Source organism: Leptospira abararensis (assembly GCF_016918735.1).
Lineage (GTDB): Bacteria > Spirochaetota > Leptospiria > Leptospirales > Leptospiraceae > Leptospira_A > Leptospira_A abararensis.
The window spans coordinates 156272-175119 of record NZ_JAFFPR010000060.1; the positions used below are offsets into that span (position 1 = coordinate 156272).

The window sequence follows — 18848 nt, forward strand, 5'->3', positions numbered from 1 at the left end:
TTTAGATTCCTAACACATCGAACATATTATAGAGTCCTTTGGATTTGCCGTGTAAAAACTCGGCGGCTTTGACGGCCCCAGTAGCAAATGTTTTGCGATCCTGAGCCTTGTGAGTGATTTCTATTCGTTCTTCGGAACTTAAAAAATAAACAGTATGTTCCCCAACCACTTCACCAGCTCTCATGGTATGCATGGCGATTTCTTTTTGGTCCCGTTCCGGATACATTCCGTGCCGACCATAAATGACATTATCTTCCGTTCGTTTGGTGGCATTCAAAAGAACTTCTTTTAAATACATGGCCGTTCCCGACGGGGCATCTTTTTTATGGCGGTGGTGAATGTCCAAAACTTCCACATCAAAATCTTCGTCTAACACCTTTGCAGCGATCTCTGTTAACTTAAATAACAAATTCACTCCCACAGACATATTGGGTGAAAACACGATCGGTATAGAAGTGGCGGCCGATTGGATGAGGGCTTTATCCGATTCGGTAAGTCCTGTTGTCCCAATCACCAAAGGTTTTTTACTGGCAAGGGCAATATTCAAAATGGATTCAAATCCAGTATGTGTGCTGAAATCAATTAACACATCAGAAGATTCACATGCTTTTTGTAAGTCGGTAGAAAGTAAAATCCCCGTTTCTTTGATTCCTGCATGATTTCCAGAATCAAAACCAGAATAGACAGCTCCTTCTCTCACAACGGCTGCGCTTAACTCTGATTTTTTGGACGAAGAAAGCACTTGGATGATGGCCTTCCCCATCCTTCCGCCAGCACCAATCACACCGACTTTGATTTTAGACAATGCCTTCCTCTTTTAATTGGAAAACGGTTTTTTTGAAAGCATCGGCAGGCGATCCTTCAGACAAAGCTGTCATAGGAAGACGAAGTTCATTTTCACAATACCCAAACCAACTCATAGCAGCTTTGATAGGAATGGGATTTGTTTCAATGAAAGCACTGATAAACACTGGAAGGAGTTTGTAATAAATCTTTTTGGAAGCTTCCAAATCTCCTCGTAAATATAAGGACACCATATCCACACATGCTCGGGGAAAAAGATTGGATACAACAGATACAACCCCCCTTCCTCCGATCGACAATACCGGAAGTGTTAGATTGTCATCCCCAGACAATAATTCAAAGTTAGCTGGCGAAGTAGCAATTACCTTAGCCATTTGCCCCAAATCACCCGTTGCTTCTTTGATCGCTGCAATTTTTGGGTGGGTCGCAAGCCTTGCTACGGTTTCTGGCAGTAAATTAACATTGGTTCTGCCAGGAATGTTGTATAACATCACCGGTTTGGAAGATACGTTAGCGATTTCTGTAAAATGACGATACATCCCTTCTTGTGTGGGTTTGTTGTAATAAGGATTCACAGAAAGAATTCCATCCACTCCATCGGCGCAAGCGGACTCAGTGAGTTCAATGGCTTCCTTGGTGGAGTTGGATCCCGTTCCTGCAATGACCTGAATCTTTCCTGCAACCACTTGAACCGTCTTCTGGATGAGTTCTTTATGTTCTTCGTAAGAAAGAGTGGGAGATTCACCCGTAGTCCCACAGGGAACCACTCCTGCCACACCGGACCGGATTTGGTTTTCTAGGATTTTAAAATAACTATCATAATCGATTTTCCCCTGGCGGAAGGGGGTGATGACCGCAGTATAAACGCCCTGAAACATAAATTAAACATCGAAGAGGGACGGAATTTTGCAATAAAAAACTGCCAAAAGACCCCGTACAGATAAACTTTGCGAAAATGGTCTCTTTTTTCCCGCCAATACTAGCCATTCTTGCCATTCTCAGCCTTATTTTGCATACTTTCTATGTCTATTCCCGTTTTGGCGTCAAAGATGTGCCAAACGAACGAAGCCTTCACGACGTTGTGACCAAAAAATCAGGAGGAATGTTTTTCATTCCCCTGTTTCTTGTCTCGGTAATTTATCTCCTCTTTTCTTCTAATGGAAGAAATTCACTTCCTTTCCCAGAGGAATCTGGACCAAGACTGGATATTTATCTTTTGTTAGCTGGGGCTCTTATATTTTGTGTTTTAGGTTTTATTGATGATCTATATCACCTCACGCCGAAACTTCGATTGTTTTTAGAGTTTACCGTTGTAGCTCTTTTTTTAGTTGGAACGAACCCCGAGATCACATATTTCGGAATGATTTCTCTTCCAAAACCTTTCCAGGTTTTTCTTTTGACTGTCTTTCTTGTATTTGCAGTCAATTTGGTAAACTTTATGGATGGAATGGATTGGTATTTAGTTACCACTCTGTTTCTTTCCTTTTTTTCTTTGGCAATTGTCGCACCCCAATTTTATGTTGTAGGTCATTTTGGTTATAGTTTGTATCTTATTTTGTTTCTCTCTATGTTTGGATTTATATTTTATAATTTTCCAAAAGCAAAATTGTTTATGGGTGACAGTGGATCTTTAGCCTTAGGTTTTTTAGTCATGGCATTACCTTTGTTTGTTGGAAAGTGGGGGAAACCAAATTCCAGTATTTGGGATGTGACTTATTATTTTTATTTGTTCCCATACTTTTGGTTAGATGGAATTTTTATTCTGATCAAACGATTCTTTCAAAAAAAACATTTGTTCTCAGCACATAGAGAACATCTCTATCAGAGAATTACGGAAACCAAACTAGGAAAAGTTGGCTCTTTGGTTATTTTTTCTCTTTTAAACCTCACGGTTGTTTGTATCCATTTTGTATTAAAGTCCAATGGAATTTCCAACCTAATGACCCTCGCCATTCTTTTGCTTTATTCAGTCATTAGTTATGGTCTTCTTTGGACTCTTATCCCTAGAAAAAACCTTGCATAAAGTCTTCGCACTCCCATCCTTTCCTTTATGCCTCTATCGAAAAAAGAAATTCTATTCTGCCTTCTCAATGGTTTTCTCATCGGGATTGCCAACCTTATCCCCGGTGTTTCCGGAGGGACTTTTGCACTCATTCTTGGGCTTTATGACAGGTTGATCACTGCCATCACATCCCTAAACTTAGAAACCATCAAAGTATCTTTATCTTTAGTGTTTGGTTTTTGGAAAGAAGATGTAAGAAAACGATTTGCAGAAGAAATGAAACGAATTGATTTCTGGTTCCTTGTCTTTCTTGGAATCGGTCTTTTGTTATCTGTTGTTTCTGGAGCCAAACTCATTCAGTTTTTACTCCAAAACTATCCACAAGCAACCTTAGCATTGTTTATTGGACTGATTTTCCCATCTCTAGCCGTTCCATACAAACTCATCGAAAAACATAGTATCTTTGTATGGTTGTTTTTAATTCCAGGAATCTTACTCACAATTGTTCCTAGTTTTTTTATGGGCGATACAACAGGATCTGAAAATCCACTCATTGCTTTTCTCACAGGTGCCGTTGCTATTTCCGCAATGATTCTACCAGGAATCTCTGGTTCTTACATTATGCTTGTACTCGGGGAATACCAAATTGTGATTGGAAAACTCTCTACTATCCTCGAGCCAAGTTCCATTATTTTCCTCGGAGCATTTGGAATTGGATGTTTGCTTGGACTTCTTATTTTTACTCATTTTGTAAAATGGTTATTTTTGAAATACAAATCTCATACAATGACATTTCTACTAGGCCTTATCCTCGGATCTTTCTTTATCCTTTGGCCATTTAAAGATTATGCCAATGGTCAGGCGATTGTAGGAAGATCTGGAGAGGTGAAAAGAGACATTCAAATCGCAACCGCGAAAAATGTTTTGCCGAGAGACTTTGCAGAGGCACAAATTCCGCTTGCTGCTCTTGTTTTCGGACTTGTTCTTGGTTTTGGTCTCAATCGATTGGAATCTTTACAAGAGAAGAAGTAGAATCTTTTAGCCTTTCCATTAAAGTCTGGATTTCAAAATCCAGACTCCTGTCTTCAGCCATTGTCTCTATCCCTGCAAATAAATCTATTTTTGGAACCAAATCTTTTCTTTTGGCAAACCTGGATGATTGGTAAACCGAAAAAGCCAAAATGGATAACAATTTATACCCGCTAGCTACTGTTCTACGATTACGTAAAACAGAAATAGCACCCATAGGAACAATATCTTGGTTATTCCCATTGGTAGGAAGGGACTGGACAGATCCTGGCATACTATCTCTTCGTACTTCTGCTGTTAGATGAGTGGACATAAGCCCTAACCCAGAAAGACCTGCATAGGTTCCTGGTTTTTCAGACAACATCAGCGGAAACTCGCCGTTTTCTTTTGGTTCATAAAGATAATTCAAAAACCGGTCCACCCAAGTAAACCAAACTGCCATCACATTTTGTAATCGGTCGGCGGCAAAACTCACTTGGGCCGCATAAAAACCTCCACCTTCCGCAAACCGAACATCCGAATTTTCTGTTTTGATTAAAACCGGATTGTCCGAAAGTGAATTTAACTCTTGTTCGACGACCTGGCCAATAGAAATGATTTCATCTAAAATGGAACCAAGGATTTGGGGAATGCAGCGAATGGAATAAATATCCTGAATTCGTGTTCCTTCTTGTTTCTCTTTGGAGTTTTGGGAAACGATAGGATAAAGAAAACGAACAATTTCTTTGGGACCTAAAAATTGTTTATGGTTATGGTAGGCCGGATGAAAGGCATCCGAAAATACAGAATGATAACTAAATAAAAACTGCAAAAGTTCTAAGGAATAGGAGAGAAGATTTCGAAATTCAAGGACTTGGAGGCCAAGAAGGGCCGTAGTAAAACTGGTTCCATTGGTGAGGGAGATGGCTTCTTTTGCCTCTGGTGTCCAGGGAAAACCAGGGATCTTTGATGCCGCTCCGTTCCAACGAGAGGGGCCTAAGTCTTTTCCTTTGCCAGTAAATCCGGACTCACCAAGAAGTGCCAAAGGGATATAACTGAGAGGAATCAAATCTCCAGAGGCAGATAGAGAACCTCTTTCTGGTAAAACAGGAATACAATCGTTTTCCAAAAGTGCATTCAAAAGTTCTAATGTTTTATAACGAATCCCCGAACCACCGAGTGACAAACTATGAATCCTTGCCGCAAGAACTGCCCTTGCCTCCTTATGATTCAAATGCGAATGCGGGACTCCCTCTTTGGTAAAAACAGGTTCAACCGTCAGATGATAGATTAAAGATTTTTGGATTTTTTCGACATCATCATTGGAAACGAAGGCATGAGGGCCAAATCCCGTATGGATTCCATAAATGAGTTTTTCTTTGGATGATTTTAAAATAGATTCTAATTGATTTCGTTCCTTTTCTATCGCAAGACGAACATTGGTTAAATGAGTGAATGAACCAGAATTGGATAATGTTTGGAGTGTAGATAAATTCAAAATGATATAAAAACCGGGGAGACATCCCCGGTTTGTCCAAAAGTTTAGACGAAGAAGATAAAGGTAATTAGAATAAAAACAGGAACTAAAATTCCCATAGAGTATGCTAAATAACCACCAAAGGACGGCATTTTTACTTTGTTTTCTTCTGCCACAGACTTCACCATAAAGTTCGGAGCGTTACCGATATAGGTATTCGCACCCATAAAAACCGCACCCACAGAAATGGCTTTTAGAATTTCTTCTGCTTGGACATTTCCAATAAACTGACCTAGAGTTAATGGAGCAGCAGCACCCACAGGTGTGAGTAGACCAGAAGCTAACGAACCAAAGGTGAGGTAAGTTGGCGCATTGTCTAAGACTGAAGAGAAAGCTCCCGTTGCCCAGAAAAACTGCCAGTTTTGTGTGATTCCAAGTTCCTTACCATGTGCCTCAAGAAGTACGAGAGCCGGAATCATCGTAATGAAAATTCCAATGAAAAGATAAGCGACTTCTTGGATTGGATGTAAGGTAAAGTTATTGAACTTACGATCTGCCTCTTTGGAAGTAAACTTAGAAAGTCCAATGAGAACAAGTAGAACTGCCTCACGGATAAATCCAAGAGTAGGAGTATTATTGATTTCTGGAATATAGTTACTGTTCAAAAAAGCAACCGCCAAAATCACACCAAGTAACCAAATGAAATTCACTTGCCCACCGATAGAGAAAGGAGTCGCAAGTTTATCGTCTTTTTTGAGATCTTTTTTTGTTTCCTTTTTATAGGCGATAGTGTCCCAAATAAAATAGACAACGAGTAAAATCCCTACAGCCACTAACATCTCAGGCAAAAGTTTGAATGTCCAAGTGAAAGGAACTCCTTTCAAATATCCCAAAAATAGTGGAGGGTCTCCGAGCGGTGTTAAGGAACCACCGATATTCGAAACAAGGAAAATAAAGAAAACAACTGTGTGAACCACATGTTTTCTCTCGCTATTTGTTTTTAACAAAGGACGAATGAGTAACATCGATGCCCCTGTGGTTCCAATAAAGGAAGCAAGGCCCGCACCTATTAACAAATACAATGTGTTATTGAGTGGAGTTGCATGGATGTCCCCCTTGATCACAATTCCACCGGAAATGTAAAATAAAGATCCAAGTAAAATGATAAAGGGAACGTAATCGAAAAAAACTGTGTGAACAATATTATGGCTGTAACCATAAATTAGAAGTACCACAAAAGAAATGGCTCCGAGTCCAACAGCAAGGATCAATTTGTTATTATTGTCTTCCCACCAATGAGAAGTTTTGTGAGAGGCAACCGGTAAGATTGCGATGGAAAGTAAAATGGCAACAAAAGGTAAAACCGTCCAATACGGTAATTCCTCATGTACTGATTCGCCATGAGACGAATGTCCTGTTTCTTCCTCTGTCGTTGTTTGAGTCGGAACCGGAGTCGGGTCTTCCGCAAATAAACCTGCTGTTGTCACTGACAAACAAACCAGGAATACTATCATTGTGAGAAGCTTCTTCAACATGCTCACCATCCTATTTTTTTAGGACAGCTTATCTGAAATCGAAACCTCTTGGAACTAAAAAAAGCGAGATTCTCCAATTTTTAAAGGAACGAATTGTGCTTCCGAGATTCCCACTTGTTTTAACTCCTCTTTAGTGCGGGGCACAGGAGAATCCAAGGGTTCATCCGAGAGAACAAAGGTCATATAGTGCATAGGAACCAGATACTTGGCTTTCAGATCCATAAAAGCCTTCACTGTTTCTTCGGGATCGATGTGTACGGGTGCCATCATCCAGCGGGGTTCCGTTGCCCCAATTGGTAAAATGGCAACGTCAACAGGCCCAAATCGTTCTGCGATTTCGCGAAAATGGGTATAATAACCAGTGTCTCCCCCGAAGTAGACTTTTTCCTTTTCTCCCGAAATCAAGTAACTTCCCCAGAGAGTTTCATCCCTGTCGAGTAACCCGCGCCCACTAAAGTGTTGGGTAGGAGTGAAAGTGATGGATAATTCTTTCGTTTTCGTTTCTTCCCACCAATCCATTTCCTTTACATTTTTCAAACCTTCAGCTAACAATAGTTTCTTGTTTCCAATTCCAGTGAATACAAGAGGATGGAACTTTTCTTCTAATTGTCTGAGTGTGGGTAAATCGGTGTGGTCGTAATGATTGTGTGATAAAATCACAATATCTATCCGAGGTAAGTCTTCTATTTTGATTCCGGGGGGAGTGTAACGTTTGGGGCCAATAAAACTTACCGGAGAACACCTTTCGCTCCATATGGGATCTGTTAGAATATTCACTCCATCGATTTGAATGAGAGTGGTTGCATGTCCCACCCAAGTGACAGAAAGTTTTGATTTGTTGGTCTGCAATTGTTTGCCGTCATTTGGCATGATAGGAAAAGGAGGATAATCTTTTGGATCTAAACTATTGGGGAGTTGAAAACGTTGGAATTGCCAAGAGATGACATCCCAAAAACCTTTGGTTTCAAAGTTGGGGTTTGGGTTTTTAAATCCGTTTGCTGTATGGTGGGATTTACGAACACTTGCATCTGCAAAACAGGACAAAACAAAAAAAAGAATTAAGGAGACAAAAGATAGGGACTTCACGAGGATTAGACCGAAACAAACTTCCTATGTTTGGAATTTTCGATTGCGTTTTTTAAAATCGAGAACCACCTTTCTCTTATTATGTTTAGGCACGATGAAACAAAAGATTTGATGATTGCCTATGCAAAATGGAGAGACACCGTCGATCGTACCGAAGGAAGTGAAACTGCCTTTGGAGCCAATGCCGAGGTTTCCGAAATTGCTCGTGACCTCCGAGAAGATGCCGAGTTCGAACTGAGAATTCTTATCCAAGATTTAAAAAAACAAAATCCTGCTGCCATCAAAGAATGGGTCGAAATCACCAAATTGTATTTAAATAAATTCGAAAGTTCTATCCCTGAAGAACAAATCCAACAACGAAAACAAATTGCACGGGATTGGAAATTTTCTCGTTCCCCATTAGGAATTTCAGTTCGTTACCCACACCCCTCACAGTATTGGGGAAGTGGGATTGGTGTCCTAGGTCCTGATTTAGACTGGTAAGATTCCTTTACTTTCAGAATCCTAATCCCAATGGATTCAATTTTCTTTATACTCTCCAAACTTGGAACAGTCCTACTCTACCCCCTTCCCGTTTTTTTTCTTATGGCCATCCTACTCCTCCTAAAAACCAAATCAGGACATGGGAAGTTTCGCCTCTTACAAATCATTTTGTTTTTATATTTAGCATCTAATGCTTATGTTGCCAACTTCCTGATCCAATCTTTGGAAAAAGACTATCAACCCGTTGCCATAAGGGATGTTCCTAAGTCGGACGTAGCGATTGTGTTAGGTGGAATGATCAACACAATATCCTTACATCCAGGTAGACCAGAACTTTCAGACTCCGCAGACCGATTGACAGATGCGATCCGGCTTTATAAAGCAGGGAAAGTAAAAAAGATTCTTTTTACTGGCGGATCGGGACTTCTATTTGCAGACGCTTATAGAGAAGCAGATTTAGCAAAAGAAATATTTTTAGGACTCGGTGTTCCTGAAAAAGATTTAATCTGGGAAAACCAGTCTCGAAACACTTATGAAAATGCTGTGGAAACGAAAAAGTTGTTAAACGAAAATAAATTAGAGTCAGCAGTTCTTATCACTTCTGCCTTCCATATGAAACGCGCGACCGGTTGTTTTGGAAATCAAAACATTCGGTTTTTCACTTTTCCCACAGATTTTCGTGCCACCAATCTCCAATCAGGGGCCTTTGAGCTTTACATTCCTTCCGCTAGTTTTTTGGACCAAACTACTCTCGCGATCAAAGAATGGGTGGGATATTTTGTATATCGTGCCAAATCCTATCTGTAACACTTCTAAATCCGCCTTTTTTTTAAGACCTTTTTGTTTGACCGAAACTTGCAATCAGGGAGGCTAGAAGAAAGACGGGAATCCGTCTAAAGAATGGATTATGAATCGTAAGTTTTTAACTCTTTTGTTTCTCATTGGACTTTCACTCGGCGGGATCGCGTATTTTTCTTCGCAGGAAACTTCTTACCTCCTTTTGGATGCCTCAGAACTGGCAGCAAACCAAACCAAATACTCGGACCAAAATCTTCGTGTGCGTGGGTTTGTGCGGGTGGGAAGCCTAGTCCGGGAAGGGAAAAAAGCCAAATTCGATTTGGAACTCAATGATCAAATCATTCCTGTATTTTTTACAGGAGCCACTCTTTTGCCAGATGCCTTCAAAGAAGGAGCAAGGGCGCGAGTGGATGGAAAGTTGGATCGCGGAGTTTTAGTAGCATCCCATGTGGAAGCAAAATGTGCCTCTAAATACGAAGCGGGATACGCTGAGGAAAAATGAATAATTTAGGAACCATCCTTCTCGCTGCCTCTTTAGCCATTTTAGTTTTTTCCGCAATACAAACCATCTACGGAATTTATAGACAAGAACGAAAAGCCATTGAACTTGGCCGTCTTGCTTTAATGACAAATCCATTTGTCATTGTACTCACCTTTGCCGTTCTACTCACACAACTTGTAAGATCAGACTATAGCAACTATTATGTGGTCATGCATTCCAGCGAACACCTACCTTTGTTCTATAAAATGACATCGATATGGTCAGGTTCCTCTGGAAGTTTGTTGTTTTGGAATTTGATTCTAAACGTTTTCACCTTTATCGTGTTATGGCAAACTCGTAAGTCCATTGAAGATAGAATCCCCATGATGAACCTCATCCTTGCAGTGTTGTCTGGATTTTTTTCTTTCCTCGCTGTTTTTTATGGAGATGCCCAACCATTCCGTGAATTTGTTCCGGAAGCGGCTGCAGGCCGGGGTCTAAATCCCCTCCTCCAGCATTGGGCGATGATCATCCATCCACCCATCCTTTATATTGGTTACGTAAGTATATCGATCCCTTTTGCCATTGCCATGTCCGCTCTGGTATCTGGCCAACTCTCCGAAGATTGGATGAAATTCATCCGTAAATGGACTTTGTTTTCTTGGTTTTTTCTCGGAACGGGAATTTTACTCGGGTCCAAGTGGGCCTATGAAGAGTTAGGTTGGGGTGGGTATTGGGCCTGGGATCCGGTAGAAAACGCATCGCTTATGCCTTGGCTTCTCACTAGTGCTTTTGTGCATTCGGTTGTGATCCAAGAACGTCGAGGGATGTTGAAGTTTTGGAATATGTTACTTGTGATCCTTGCTTTCCATTTTAGTTTGCTTGGCACCTGGATCACTCGTTCGGGAGTCCTGGAAGGTCCTCATAGTTTTTCTAAGTCTACGATTGGAACTCCTTTTATCATTTATATCATTGGTAGTTTTCTTTTCTTTACAGGTTTTGTCATTTATAGAAGAAAAAATCTAACTCCAGAAAGAAATCTGGAAGCCATCACTTCCAAAGAAGGGAGTTTTCTTTTAAACAACTTTTTACTCGTACTTTCGACTGCAGCGATTCTGTTAGGTGTCTTTTCTCCACTTTTGTATGGAAAAGAATTTAAGGCTCCTTGGTTTAATTCTTGGGGAGTTCCTGCTGGGATTTTTCTTTTACTTCTTATGGGATCGGCACCACTTTTGGCTTGGCGAAAAGGGGCAGGAGCTGTCTTTTTTTCCACCCTTCTGAAACCTTTTATCGCCGGGATCATTGGTGGTGGTTTGTACATCCTCTTCTATTCCCAAAACTTTACAAAACCAGACAGTAAGTATGGAGACGTACTTGCCGAAGTGTATTCGGTTCTTACGGTTACCATCGGTATTTTTACCATATCAGGGATCATACAAGAATATTATAGAGGGATTAGGGCTCGGCGAGAAGAGTTTAAAAACGAGAACTTTTTTGTAGCCGGATATCGAATGTTACTCAAAAACAAACGTCGGTATGGTGGGTATTTAGTTCATTTTTCCCTAGTTCTTATTTTTATTGGGTATGCGGGAAACGCATTTAAAATCAATACATCCGTCCGATTTTTTTATGAACTCCAACCACCCACTTCTGAAGAGATAGTTTATCAGTCCATCGACAAAGCAATGATTGGTGGGTATCAAATTGAAGCCTCCACTCTCAAATTAAAACCAGTCCTAATCTCAGGTCTTGGTGGTGAACCTAACATTCAAAATGTGATTGTTTCCCAAGAGGGAACATACGGAATCTTTCGAGGAACAGAAAAACTTTCGGATTTAGTTACCGAACGTAGGTTTTACCCACAGATCTCTCACCTAACGGGAGATTTCGAAACTCACATTCCCACCAGTGAACCGGCTATCCTCTCTATGGCAAAAGAAGATTTTTACATCCAACTTGGTGCCATTGAAACTTCTGATCTGAAATCAGAAAACCCAGATCTACCTTTGATGTTTATGCAGTATTACTTCACACCAGGAAGTGAAATGGACAAACTCAAATTTTTTCTCAACTTCCCAAAACAGATTGTAGCCAACTTAGAAGTTTGGGTGAATCCACTGGTAAAACTCATTTGGCTTGGATCTTTACTCTATTTCCTTTCTGGAATTTTTTTGTTACTCCCTCTTGGGGAAACCAAAAAGAAGACGGTAGGTTAACAGATGGAAAAAGAAAATTTTTATCACAGAAACCACCAATTGAGGATGGTTTTTTCGCAATCGTTCCCACTAGGAAGATTGACTGCCATAGGATCCAAATCGAAAGTCTGGATCGTGCTCTTTGGTTTCTTACTCCTATTACCAAACCTTTTATTGGCTCAGAAAACGACAACCAACCTAAAAGAAGAAGGGCAAATCCAAACCTTCTTAAAAGTGACCGAACAAATTCGTTGTATTTGTTTGCCGAGTCTACCTATCCAATCTTGTTCGTTTAATATGTGTGCGGCCTCGAGTTACCTCAAAACCTTTATCGAAAATCGAATCAAAGACGGGATGAAGGAAGAAGAAATCATTTCAAAAATGGAAAATGGTTTTGGAGATTCCGTTTTAAAAGACCCCATTGTGGTGATGTTTCAAGAAAACGGAAACCAGGGAATGGTAGATTCCATAGTTTATGGTTTTGGACCAAAAATTTTAGCGCAACCAGATGGAACATGGATCAATTTCACCTTATTTACGTTAGGTGTTCTCGGGCTTTTTGGAATCTATAAATTTGGGACCAGAAAAAAGAAGGAAACTCCAGAGGCAAATTCTAAGCCATCAAGTGATCAAAAGTCTACCACCGAAGAAATCAAAAACAAAATCCGTAAATTCGAAGAAGAAACTTAATTGAACCCATCTTCAATAAAAGACGAATTGAAAGTGTTAATTTCAAAACTAGCGGGTTGTGGAAAAACAAATAAAAGTCGCGACATAAGCGATAGTTGGTATATTTTAAATAATTAATTTTAGAAATTATACTAATACTCTAATCTAACACCAATGAATTTCGTAGATTTAAACAGCTTAAATATATCAACAGAACTTGACATTTTAAAAAGGGACACGCAACCTAACAGCATATTACTATATCAGCACAAGGGCATTTTTTTTGCTAATAATAACAGGATAGGAAATGTTGATCAAGATATTGCTCAGACAAAATTTTTAAAGTTATTGGAAAAAGCAAAAGAAGATAATATTGCTCTAGTTTTATCTCCCGAGTATTCATGCCCAAAAAGCGTTATAAATTACATAATTAATAATGAAAACATGAAACCGACACCAAATAAAATATGGGTCTTAGCAGGGGAGTCAATAAACAAAGAAGAGGTAAGACTCTTAGTAGCAATTAATCAAACCAATATTTTTATCCATTGTGAGGATGTTTATACACAATCTGATAAATGCTTTTTAAATCCATTGTATTATATTTTTTTTGGTCAACACGAAGGACTTACTAAGTTAATTATACTAATCCAATTCAAAACCAGACATATGGGCGGATTATGGAGCGGCGGACAAATAGAGGCTAACAATTTAATTGAAGGCAATGATATTTATATAATAAAAAACTCAAATGATTCAACTAGACTAGTAACTTTTATTTGTTCTGAAGCTATGAACGTAAAAGACGAATTAACTGTTAAAGTGAAAGAAGATATTGATTGGAACGACAAGCCATTTTTAATTCTCAATCCGCAAATTAATCCCAACCCTTCTCACCCTGAATTTATTAAGTTTAGAAATTTTATATTCGAAAGCGAAAAAAAGGAAGTTGTTTCATTGAACTGGGGAAAAGAAACATATGCAAATAATAATCCTTGGTATTCAGAAGATGTAAATTCTCCCAGAAGTGGTATATTTTTTAAAACATTGGTAACGGAATTAGACCATTCAACTTCAAAAATAATAAAAAATCACAATAAAGGGTTTTATTTCTTATATCAAAATAGAAATAAGTTCGTATATTTTCTAAACGGCAATTTGGAACTAATTCAGATTCAAAATAAATCTGTAGATATTAATCAAGGAGTTCCTCAACAAAGAAGACGAAGTGGCCCAGAAGCAATTAGGATTTATAATTTGAACAATGAAATGTCTGGCTTTATAGAACAAGAAACCATTCATGATAAACATATAGAATTTTTCCAAGAAAGAGGAATTGAAAACCACTTTCTATTAGACCCAATTAATTCTATTGTTGACAAAGAAAGACTTATAAACATATCTACTGGTTTAGTAAATGGAAAAAGCGATAACGAATGGCATGAAGTCATCTATTTAAACAGCTTTAATCTGAAAGAAGCAGATGAGTGCAATTGCAGAATGACATACGTGGAAGATACTTACCCAGCAAGTGAATCTAATAGAGAACTTATATGTACAAATTTAAGTGAACTGGATCAACAAATTTTACCTAATAAATCTAATTATCCAGATAGTATCAAAGATTTAATTCATCAAAATATTCTACTCTCCTATTCTCAAGATGCTCATATATATAAATACAAGTATAATATAACGAATGATAATGGAGAAATTAGAAAAGCAACAATTTGTTACTTAGGTAATGCGTCAATAAGCAAAGTCAGAAGAATTTATGATGAACTTCAAAAATTATTTGAATATGGTACGGAAGGCAAAAGAAGAATTGTTGTTTTTTATAAAATTGGTATAAATCTAAACGCAGAATATGATAAAAGTGAAGGCAGTATAACAAACCCTCCGAAGGATAATACTTCATTTCTATAAAAGACCGTGAACACAGCACAAATAATAAACAAATCTAAAGAATTGTTTACTCAATTCGAAAAACTAAGTGACTCTTTATATAAAGGTAATTACCTAATAAATAATAAACTTGCTGGTATCTATTTTTTAAACTTTAGCGAAAGGATTACAGAAGAAGATTTCAATGAAATCCAATACAAATATTTAGCCGAAGAATTCTATAAAAACGAAGAATTCCTACAATGGAATATTTACCTACTTTTTATTAATTGTGACATTTCTAAATCTCTAAGATCAACGATATTAACTGACGATAAATACGCTCGTAAATTAATCTTTCAAGAAAATGAATTTCTGAATTATTTTCATTTAGAAGAATCAAACCAGACTTCCTTACCGGATATTGTTTCTGAATGGAAACGTGAGCTTGAAAGTGTGGATTTACAAGAAATTTATAGCGTCGCTTCTTATACCGAAATTAAAGATCGGTTTCTTTCTAATTCAAGTATAAAAGAAGTTGATGAAGTAGTATCAAATGAATTAACGAATGTATTATCAATTGAAAAAGTCACGAATGTTAACCTCAAAAGTAATTATCGAGATTTTCCATTAATAAGAAATTTTGATTTTGGTTTAGTAAATCTAATTTTAGGAACAAATGGAACAGGAAAAACCAGTTTACTGGAATCAATTGAACTTATTTTGACAGGAAAATCAAATCGAAACAGCACCAAAGACGAAGAAAATGGCTCTATAAGCGCCATTTTGAATGATGAAACAGAAGAGATATATACTCCACAAGATACAGCAAAGTATAAGTCAAGAGATGTTAAATGGTATAATCGCAATTATCATGCAAAAGGAAATAATTGCTATCAATCATTCAATCAATTTAATTTTTTCAACACAGATGCCGCTTACCAGTTTGCATCTACCGAGCACGAAGACCAAATTAATAAGTCCTTAAAGCAAATTATATTTGGTTCTAATTATTCCTTTTTAAGAGATAGGATATCAGGTTTGGAAAAAGTAATGAAACCTGAATTAAGTGGTCTTGAAAGAAAATTGCAAGAAAAAAGAGAGTCAATCAATGCAAACTCAAAATTAATTGATGATTTAAAATCTGATAAGACATTGGATGAGATTAAGAAAAAAATTGCAGGGAACATATTAGAAATAAAATTTAAAATTAAATATTCTGAAGATAACTATTCAATACCTAATTTGAGTATAAACGAATTAAGAACTGAAATTGAATACATCCTCAACCAAAATCTTGTTTTCAACTTTAACAACTTTAATTTCTTAAGATCCCAAATCTATGATCAATTAAAAACAGCAAATGCATTAAAGGAAAAATATAATGAAGGGGTTAGTAGGCAGGCGGATTTACATGCTGAAAATAATAGCTTAGAATTAAAGAGCAGTAAAATCACGTCATTCCTTAAATATTTTGCTATTGAGGAAATTGATAATATTGAAAATGCTGAGGAACAACTCCAGCAATATAATTCGAAAATATTAAAATTAGAAAAATTAAAAATAGAACTCTCCAAGTTAAATCTCGATTCATTTTTGAGCAATAGCCAAAGCATTACTGATATTGAAGTGGCGAGAAAGGAAGAATTGCGAAAGGTTTCTATAGAGCGAAAAGCGGTAGAAAATGATATCATTGTTTTAAGTGAAAATTTCTCAGCGATTGAGGATCTAATAAATAAAATTAAATTATTAGGCAAAGAGTATCTTTCACATAATGAACATTCTAAAACCTGCCCATTATGTGAACAACAAATTCCCCATATTGAATTATTTAATAAAATAGATGTCGACTTCAAAAGAAACCTTGATAAGAGCATATTAAATGAAAAGTCAAATAGACTTTCAGAGTTAAAAATCAGTGAAGCAACCTTAACTTCAGAATTAGGAATGCTAAACAAACTAAAATCCATTTCGAAAGAACAACTTACTGATATAGACACTTTGACAGCAAGAGAACTAATTAATAGATTATCCTCTTTATTAACAGAGACAGAAGTATTACTTATACAAAAAACGAAAACAGAAGCAATTATAGCCCAAATTCAAAACATCGAAGGTTCAATAGCAGAATTCATTTTACTTAAAGAAAACATCAGAACATATTTAAATCAAAACAATCCATTTAACAAAGTAGAATTAGATAAATTATTAGGAAGCTTGGAAAAAGACATCAAAGAAAGAACTGAAGCAATAGACAAAATTTCTCAAGAGAATTACAAGCTAATCTCGGACTTAAATAAGTCGCTTCAACTTAATGAAGTCACAAATAACATTCCCAAAATATTAGATGGAATCAATTCAAAGATTGATAAGTTAAATTCGATTGAAAATAGCTTTACCAAAATTAAAAGACATATAGACCTACCCGATGACAAGTCTATTTCAGATTTGAGTAAGGAGCTGAATGTTCTAGAAAAGAATATTTTATCTCTTGAAGATTCCGAAAATAGAAAATTGGAATTACAAAGAAGGATTGAAGAACTCCAACATGCAGAGTCTTTCATTTCAGAAAACAATCTAAAATATGAACGACTTAAAAAGGCTGTCGTAATGTTACAAAAATTATTATCAAGCGATGGAGAAGGCAATTTAGAAGAATATTTTAATAACAATTTGAAAGAAATACTAAATGTTTTTAAGACAATCCACTCTCCTCAAGAATTTACAGATATAAAGTTTGAAAACAAGAACCTAGTGCTTTACAAAGGAGAAGCTAAGTATTCAGTAAGTCAGGTAAGTACAGGGCAAAGAGCCGCATTAGTAATTTCGATTTTTATCAGTCTAAATCGAAAAATTAAGAACGGCCCAAAAATTATTATATTTGATGATCCAGTTACATTTATCGATGACTTTAATGCTCTTTCATTCTTAGATTTTTTGAGATATTTTATTGTTAAAGAAAACAAGCAAATATTTTTTGCTACAGCCAATAAAAAATTCTCTTTCTTGTTCAAAAAGAAATTTGAGTTTTTAATGGGTGAATACAAAGAATTTGAACTAATAAGATGAAGAACAGAAATTAACTTTCGCTTATCACTCGTTCTACGGCACATTTTTCGACATAATGCTTTTTCATCTATAAAAAGCTCACCGAATCAAACGCTTTCCAAAGAAACTATACTACGAGAATCGTAGGTAAGCTATTTCATTAATTGACCTTCTTTCTGTTTAATTAAAAAAGTTAGAGAGAATGCCACTTCTTTCGAACCAGGATGAGTTCTTCCACCAAACGTTGGATGTCCGAAAAACTTAGTTTTGCATTCAAACTGATTCGTAAACGCGGAGTGGAAACTGTTGGGGGGCGAATGGCCCTCACATCCAAACCTCGCTCCTGCAAATTTCCCGCATAGAACAAGGCCTGTTTTTCTGTTTCCAGTAAGAGTGGGACAATATGCGATGTGGAATCGGTAATCAAAAATCCATTCTGTTTTAATGAATCCTTTAGCTTATTTGCAAGGGATAAAAGATTTTCTCTTTCTTTGTTCATAGAACCTAGTAAGGAAAGTGCAAAAGAGGCGAGTTCCGAAATCATAGGCAGTGGAGCCGTAGAAAAAATAAAAGACCGCATTACATTCACTAAGTGATCACGACCGATTTTTTTGGTAACAATGATCCCACCTTCGAGTCCTAAAGATTTTCCTAATGTATAAACCCGGTAATCGATAGATTGAATTTCCGAAGGGGTTAGGTCCTGAAAGACCAGACCCTTTCCACTAGGGCCATAAATTCCGAATGCATGGGCTTCATCCAATACGAGGACAAATCCAAATTCTTTTTTTAAAGACAAAAGGGTTTTTAAGTCGGGAGAATCTCCATCCATACTAAACAGAGATTCTGTCACCACGATTCGCTTATTCTTCCGTGTAGGATCTTCCAAGTCTAATTTTTCTAAGAGAGATCGCAGGTGGCCTAAATCCAGATGATTGTAGTATTTTTTCTTTGCACCGGCTATACGAATCCCGTCCAGAATGGAGGCATGGTTGAGGCGATCGGTAAACACGTAACAGTCGGGAGCGGCAATGGAATCCAAAAGACCAAAGTTTGCCGTAAACCCTGTAGAAACAAGTAGAGCGGCCTCCCCTTCCACAAAACTCGCAAACTCAGCTTCAAACTGATCCATCGAGGAAGTATTGCCCCGAACCAAACGAGAAGCAGTGGAACCAAAAGGATAAATATCCTTTTTCGATTGAAAAAATTCCAACATACTCGGATTAGTTGCAAGGCCCATATAGTCGTTAGAACAAAAATCAATTCCTTGGTAGAGACGTGTTTCCCGAAACAATTGTTTTTCGTGAATGGAATCTAGTTTTTTTTGGACTTCTTCCCAGTGATTTGCCATTGGCTACCAGTTTTCTTTTTCCTTAAA

At 37.4% G+C, this 18848-nt stretch carries 15 protein-coding genes; 9 read left to right on the forward strand and 6 right to left on the reverse strand.

Annotated features, from left to right (window positions below; genetic code table 11):
* Position 1: 1 nt before the first annotated feature.
* Complete coding sequence (gene dapB / locus JWG40_RS18040) at positions 2–805, reverse strand: 4-hydroxy-tetrahydrodipicolinate reductase (RefSeq protein ID WP_205287154.1); 804 nt, start codon at positions 803–805, stop codon at positions 2–4.
* The gene (gene dapA / locus JWG40_RS18045; protein ID WP_205287155.1) at positions 798–1682 is read right to left on the reverse strand and encodes a 4-hydroxy-tetrahydrodipicolinate synthase; all 885 of its coding nucleotides are present in this window, start codon (positions 1680–1682) and stop codon (positions 798–800) included. Before dapA ends, dapB begins: the two co-directional genes overlap by 8 nt.
* A 77-nt stretch (positions 1683–1759) precedes the next feature.
* On the opposite strand from dapA, the gene JWG40_RS18050 reads away from it, so the two are divergent.
* Together JWG40_RS18050 and JWG40_RS18055 are read left to right on the forward strand one after the other, a co-directional pair.
* Complete coding sequence (locus JWG40_RS18050) at positions 1760–2827, forward strand: MraY family glycosyltransferase (protein ID WP_205287156.1); 1068 nt, start codon at positions 1760–1762, stop codon at positions 2825–2827.
* A gap of 27 nt (positions 2828–2854) precedes the next feature.
* Positions 2855–3838, forward strand: a complete 984-nt coding sequence (locus JWG40_RS18055; protein ID WP_205287157.1) for a DUF368 domain-containing protein — start codon at positions 2855–2857, stop codon at positions 3836–3838.
* Here JWG40_RS18055 and JWG40_RS18060 read toward each other — a convergent pair.
* Genes JWG40_RS18060 through JWG40_RS18070 form a run of 3 tightly spaced genes read right to left on the reverse strand, consistent with a single transcriptional unit; the run spans position 3804 to position 7912 of the window.
* Positions 3804–5312 carry an aromatic amino acid ammonia-lyase gene (locus JWG40_RS18060; RefSeq protein ID WP_205287158.1) on the reverse strand — a complete coding sequence of 503 codons (1509 nt, stop codon included), beginning with the start codon at positions 5310–5312 and terminating at the stop codon, positions 3804–3806. The two genes, JWG40_RS18055 and JWG40_RS18060, sit on opposite strands and share 35 nt — an antisense overlap.
* Before the next feature lie 44 nt (positions 5313–5356).
* Positions 5357–6823, reverse strand: a complete 1467-nt coding sequence (locus JWG40_RS18065) for a sodium:proton antiporter (RefSeq protein ID WP_408611564.1) — start codon at positions 6821–6823, stop codon at positions 5357–5359.
* 57 nt (positions 6824–6880) lie between these two features.
* The gene (locus JWG40_RS18070) at positions 6881–7912 is read right to left on the reverse strand and encodes an MBL fold metallo-hydrolase (RefSeq protein ID WP_205287160.1); all 1032 of its coding nucleotides are present in this window, start codon (positions 7910–7912) and stop codon (positions 6881–6883) included.
* An 81-nt stretch (positions 7913–7993) separates the two neighbouring features.
* Between JWG40_RS18070 and JWG40_RS18075 the strand changes: the two genes are divergently transcribed.
* The 7 genes from JWG40_RS18075 to JWG40_RS18105 all read left to right on the forward strand — a co-directional run bounded on the left by JWG40_RS18075 (position 7994) and on the right by JWG40_RS18105 (position 17491).
* A complete protein-coding gene (locus JWG40_RS18075; protein ID WP_205287161.1) occupies positions 7994–8395 on the forward strand; it encodes a hypothetical protein in 402 nt (133 codons plus the stop codon).
* Positions 8396–8425: 30 nt separating this feature from the next.
* Positions 8426–9202, forward strand: a complete 777-nt coding sequence (locus JWG40_RS18080) for a YdcF family protein (RefSeq protein ID WP_205287162.1) — start codon at positions 8426–8428, stop codon at positions 9200–9202.
* Positions 9203–9302: 100 nt separating this feature from the next.
* Positions 9303–9695, forward strand: coding sequence for a cytochrome c maturation protein CcmE domain-containing protein (locus tag JWG40_RS18085; protein ID WP_205287163.1), 393 nt, complete (start codon positions 9303–9305; stop codon positions 9693–9695).
* A complete protein-coding gene (locus tag JWG40_RS18090; RefSeq protein WP_205287164.1) occupies positions 9692–11890 on the forward strand; it encodes a heme lyase CcmF/NrfE family subunit in 2199 nt (732 codons plus the stop codon). The genes JWG40_RS18085 and JWG40_RS18090 overlap by 4 nt, the downstream gene beginning before the upstream one ends.
* A 3-nt stretch (positions 11891–11893) precedes the next feature.
* Positions 11894–12559: a cytochrome c-type biogenesis protein CcmH gene (locus JWG40_RS18095; RefSeq protein WP_232369480.1), complete on the forward strand. Its 666-nt coding sequence runs from the start codon at positions 11894–11896 to the stop codon at positions 12557–12559.
* A gap of 153 nt (positions 12560–12712) precedes the next feature.
* Positions 12713–14464 (forward strand): hypothetical protein, encoded by a 1752-nt coding sequence (locus tag JWG40_RS18100; protein ID WP_205287165.1) that lies wholly within the window; start codon positions 12713–12715, stop codon positions 14462–14464.
* 6 nt (positions 14465–14470) lie between these two features.
* The gene (locus tag JWG40_RS18105; protein WP_205287166.1) at positions 14471–17491 is read left to right on the forward strand and encodes an AAA family ATPase; all 3021 of its coding nucleotides are present in this window, start codon (positions 14471–14473) and stop codon (positions 17489–17491) included.
* 172 nt (positions 17492–17663) lie between these two features.
* Here the strand turns inward: JWG40_RS18105 and JWG40_RS18110 are convergent, their stop codons facing one another.
* Complete coding sequence (locus JWG40_RS18110; protein ID WP_205287167.1) at positions 17664–18821, reverse strand: aminotransferase class I/II-fold pyridoxal phosphate-dependent enzyme; 1158 nt, start codon at positions 18819–18821, stop codon at positions 17664–17666.
* Positions 18822–18848: the final 27 nt, after the last annotated feature.

What these genes read in the sequence shown, in the direction of transcription:
- dapA (WP_205287155.1), bottom strand. Translation starts at nt 1,682, where the DNA reads ATGTTTCAGGGCGTTTATACTGCGGTCATCACCCCCTTCCGCCAGGGG.
- JWG40_RS18050 (WP_205287156.1), top strand. Translation starts at nt 1,760, where the DNA reads ATGGTCTCTTTTTTCCCGCCAATACTAGCCATTCTTGCCATTCTCAGC.
- JWG40_RS18055 (WP_205287157.1), top strand. Translation starts at nt 2,855, where the DNA reads ATGCCTCTATCGAAAAAAGAAATTCTATTCTGCCTTCTCAATGGTTTT.
- JWG40_RS18075 (WP_205287161.1), top strand. Translation starts at nt 7,994, where the DNA reads ATGTTTAGGCACGATGAAACAAAAGATTTGATGATTGCCTATGCAAAA.
- JWG40_RS18080 (WP_205287162.1), top strand. Translation starts at nt 8,426, where the DNA reads ATGGATTCAATTTTCTTTATACTCTCCAAACTTGGAACAGTCCTACTC.
- JWG40_RS18085 (WP_205287163.1), top strand. Translation starts at nt 9,303, where the DNA reads ATGAATCGTAAGTTTTTAACTCTTTTGTTTCTCATTGGACTTTCACTC.
- JWG40_RS18090 (WP_205287164.1), top strand. Translation starts at nt 9,692, where the DNA reads ATGAATAATTTAGGAACCATCCTTCTCGCTGCCTCTTTAGCCATTTTA.
- JWG40_RS18095 (WP_232369480.1), top strand. Translation starts at nt 11,894, where the DNA reads ATGGAAAAAGAAAATTTTTATCACAGAAACCACCAATTGAGGATGGTT.
- JWG40_RS18100 (WP_205287165.1), top strand. Translation starts at nt 12,713, where the DNA reads ATGAATTTCGTAGATTTAAACAGCTTAAATATATCAACAGAACTTGAC.
- JWG40_RS18110 (WP_205287167.1), bottom strand. Translation starts at nt 18,821, where the DNA reads ATGGCAAATCACTGGGAAGAAGTCCAAAAAAAACTAGATTCCATTCAC.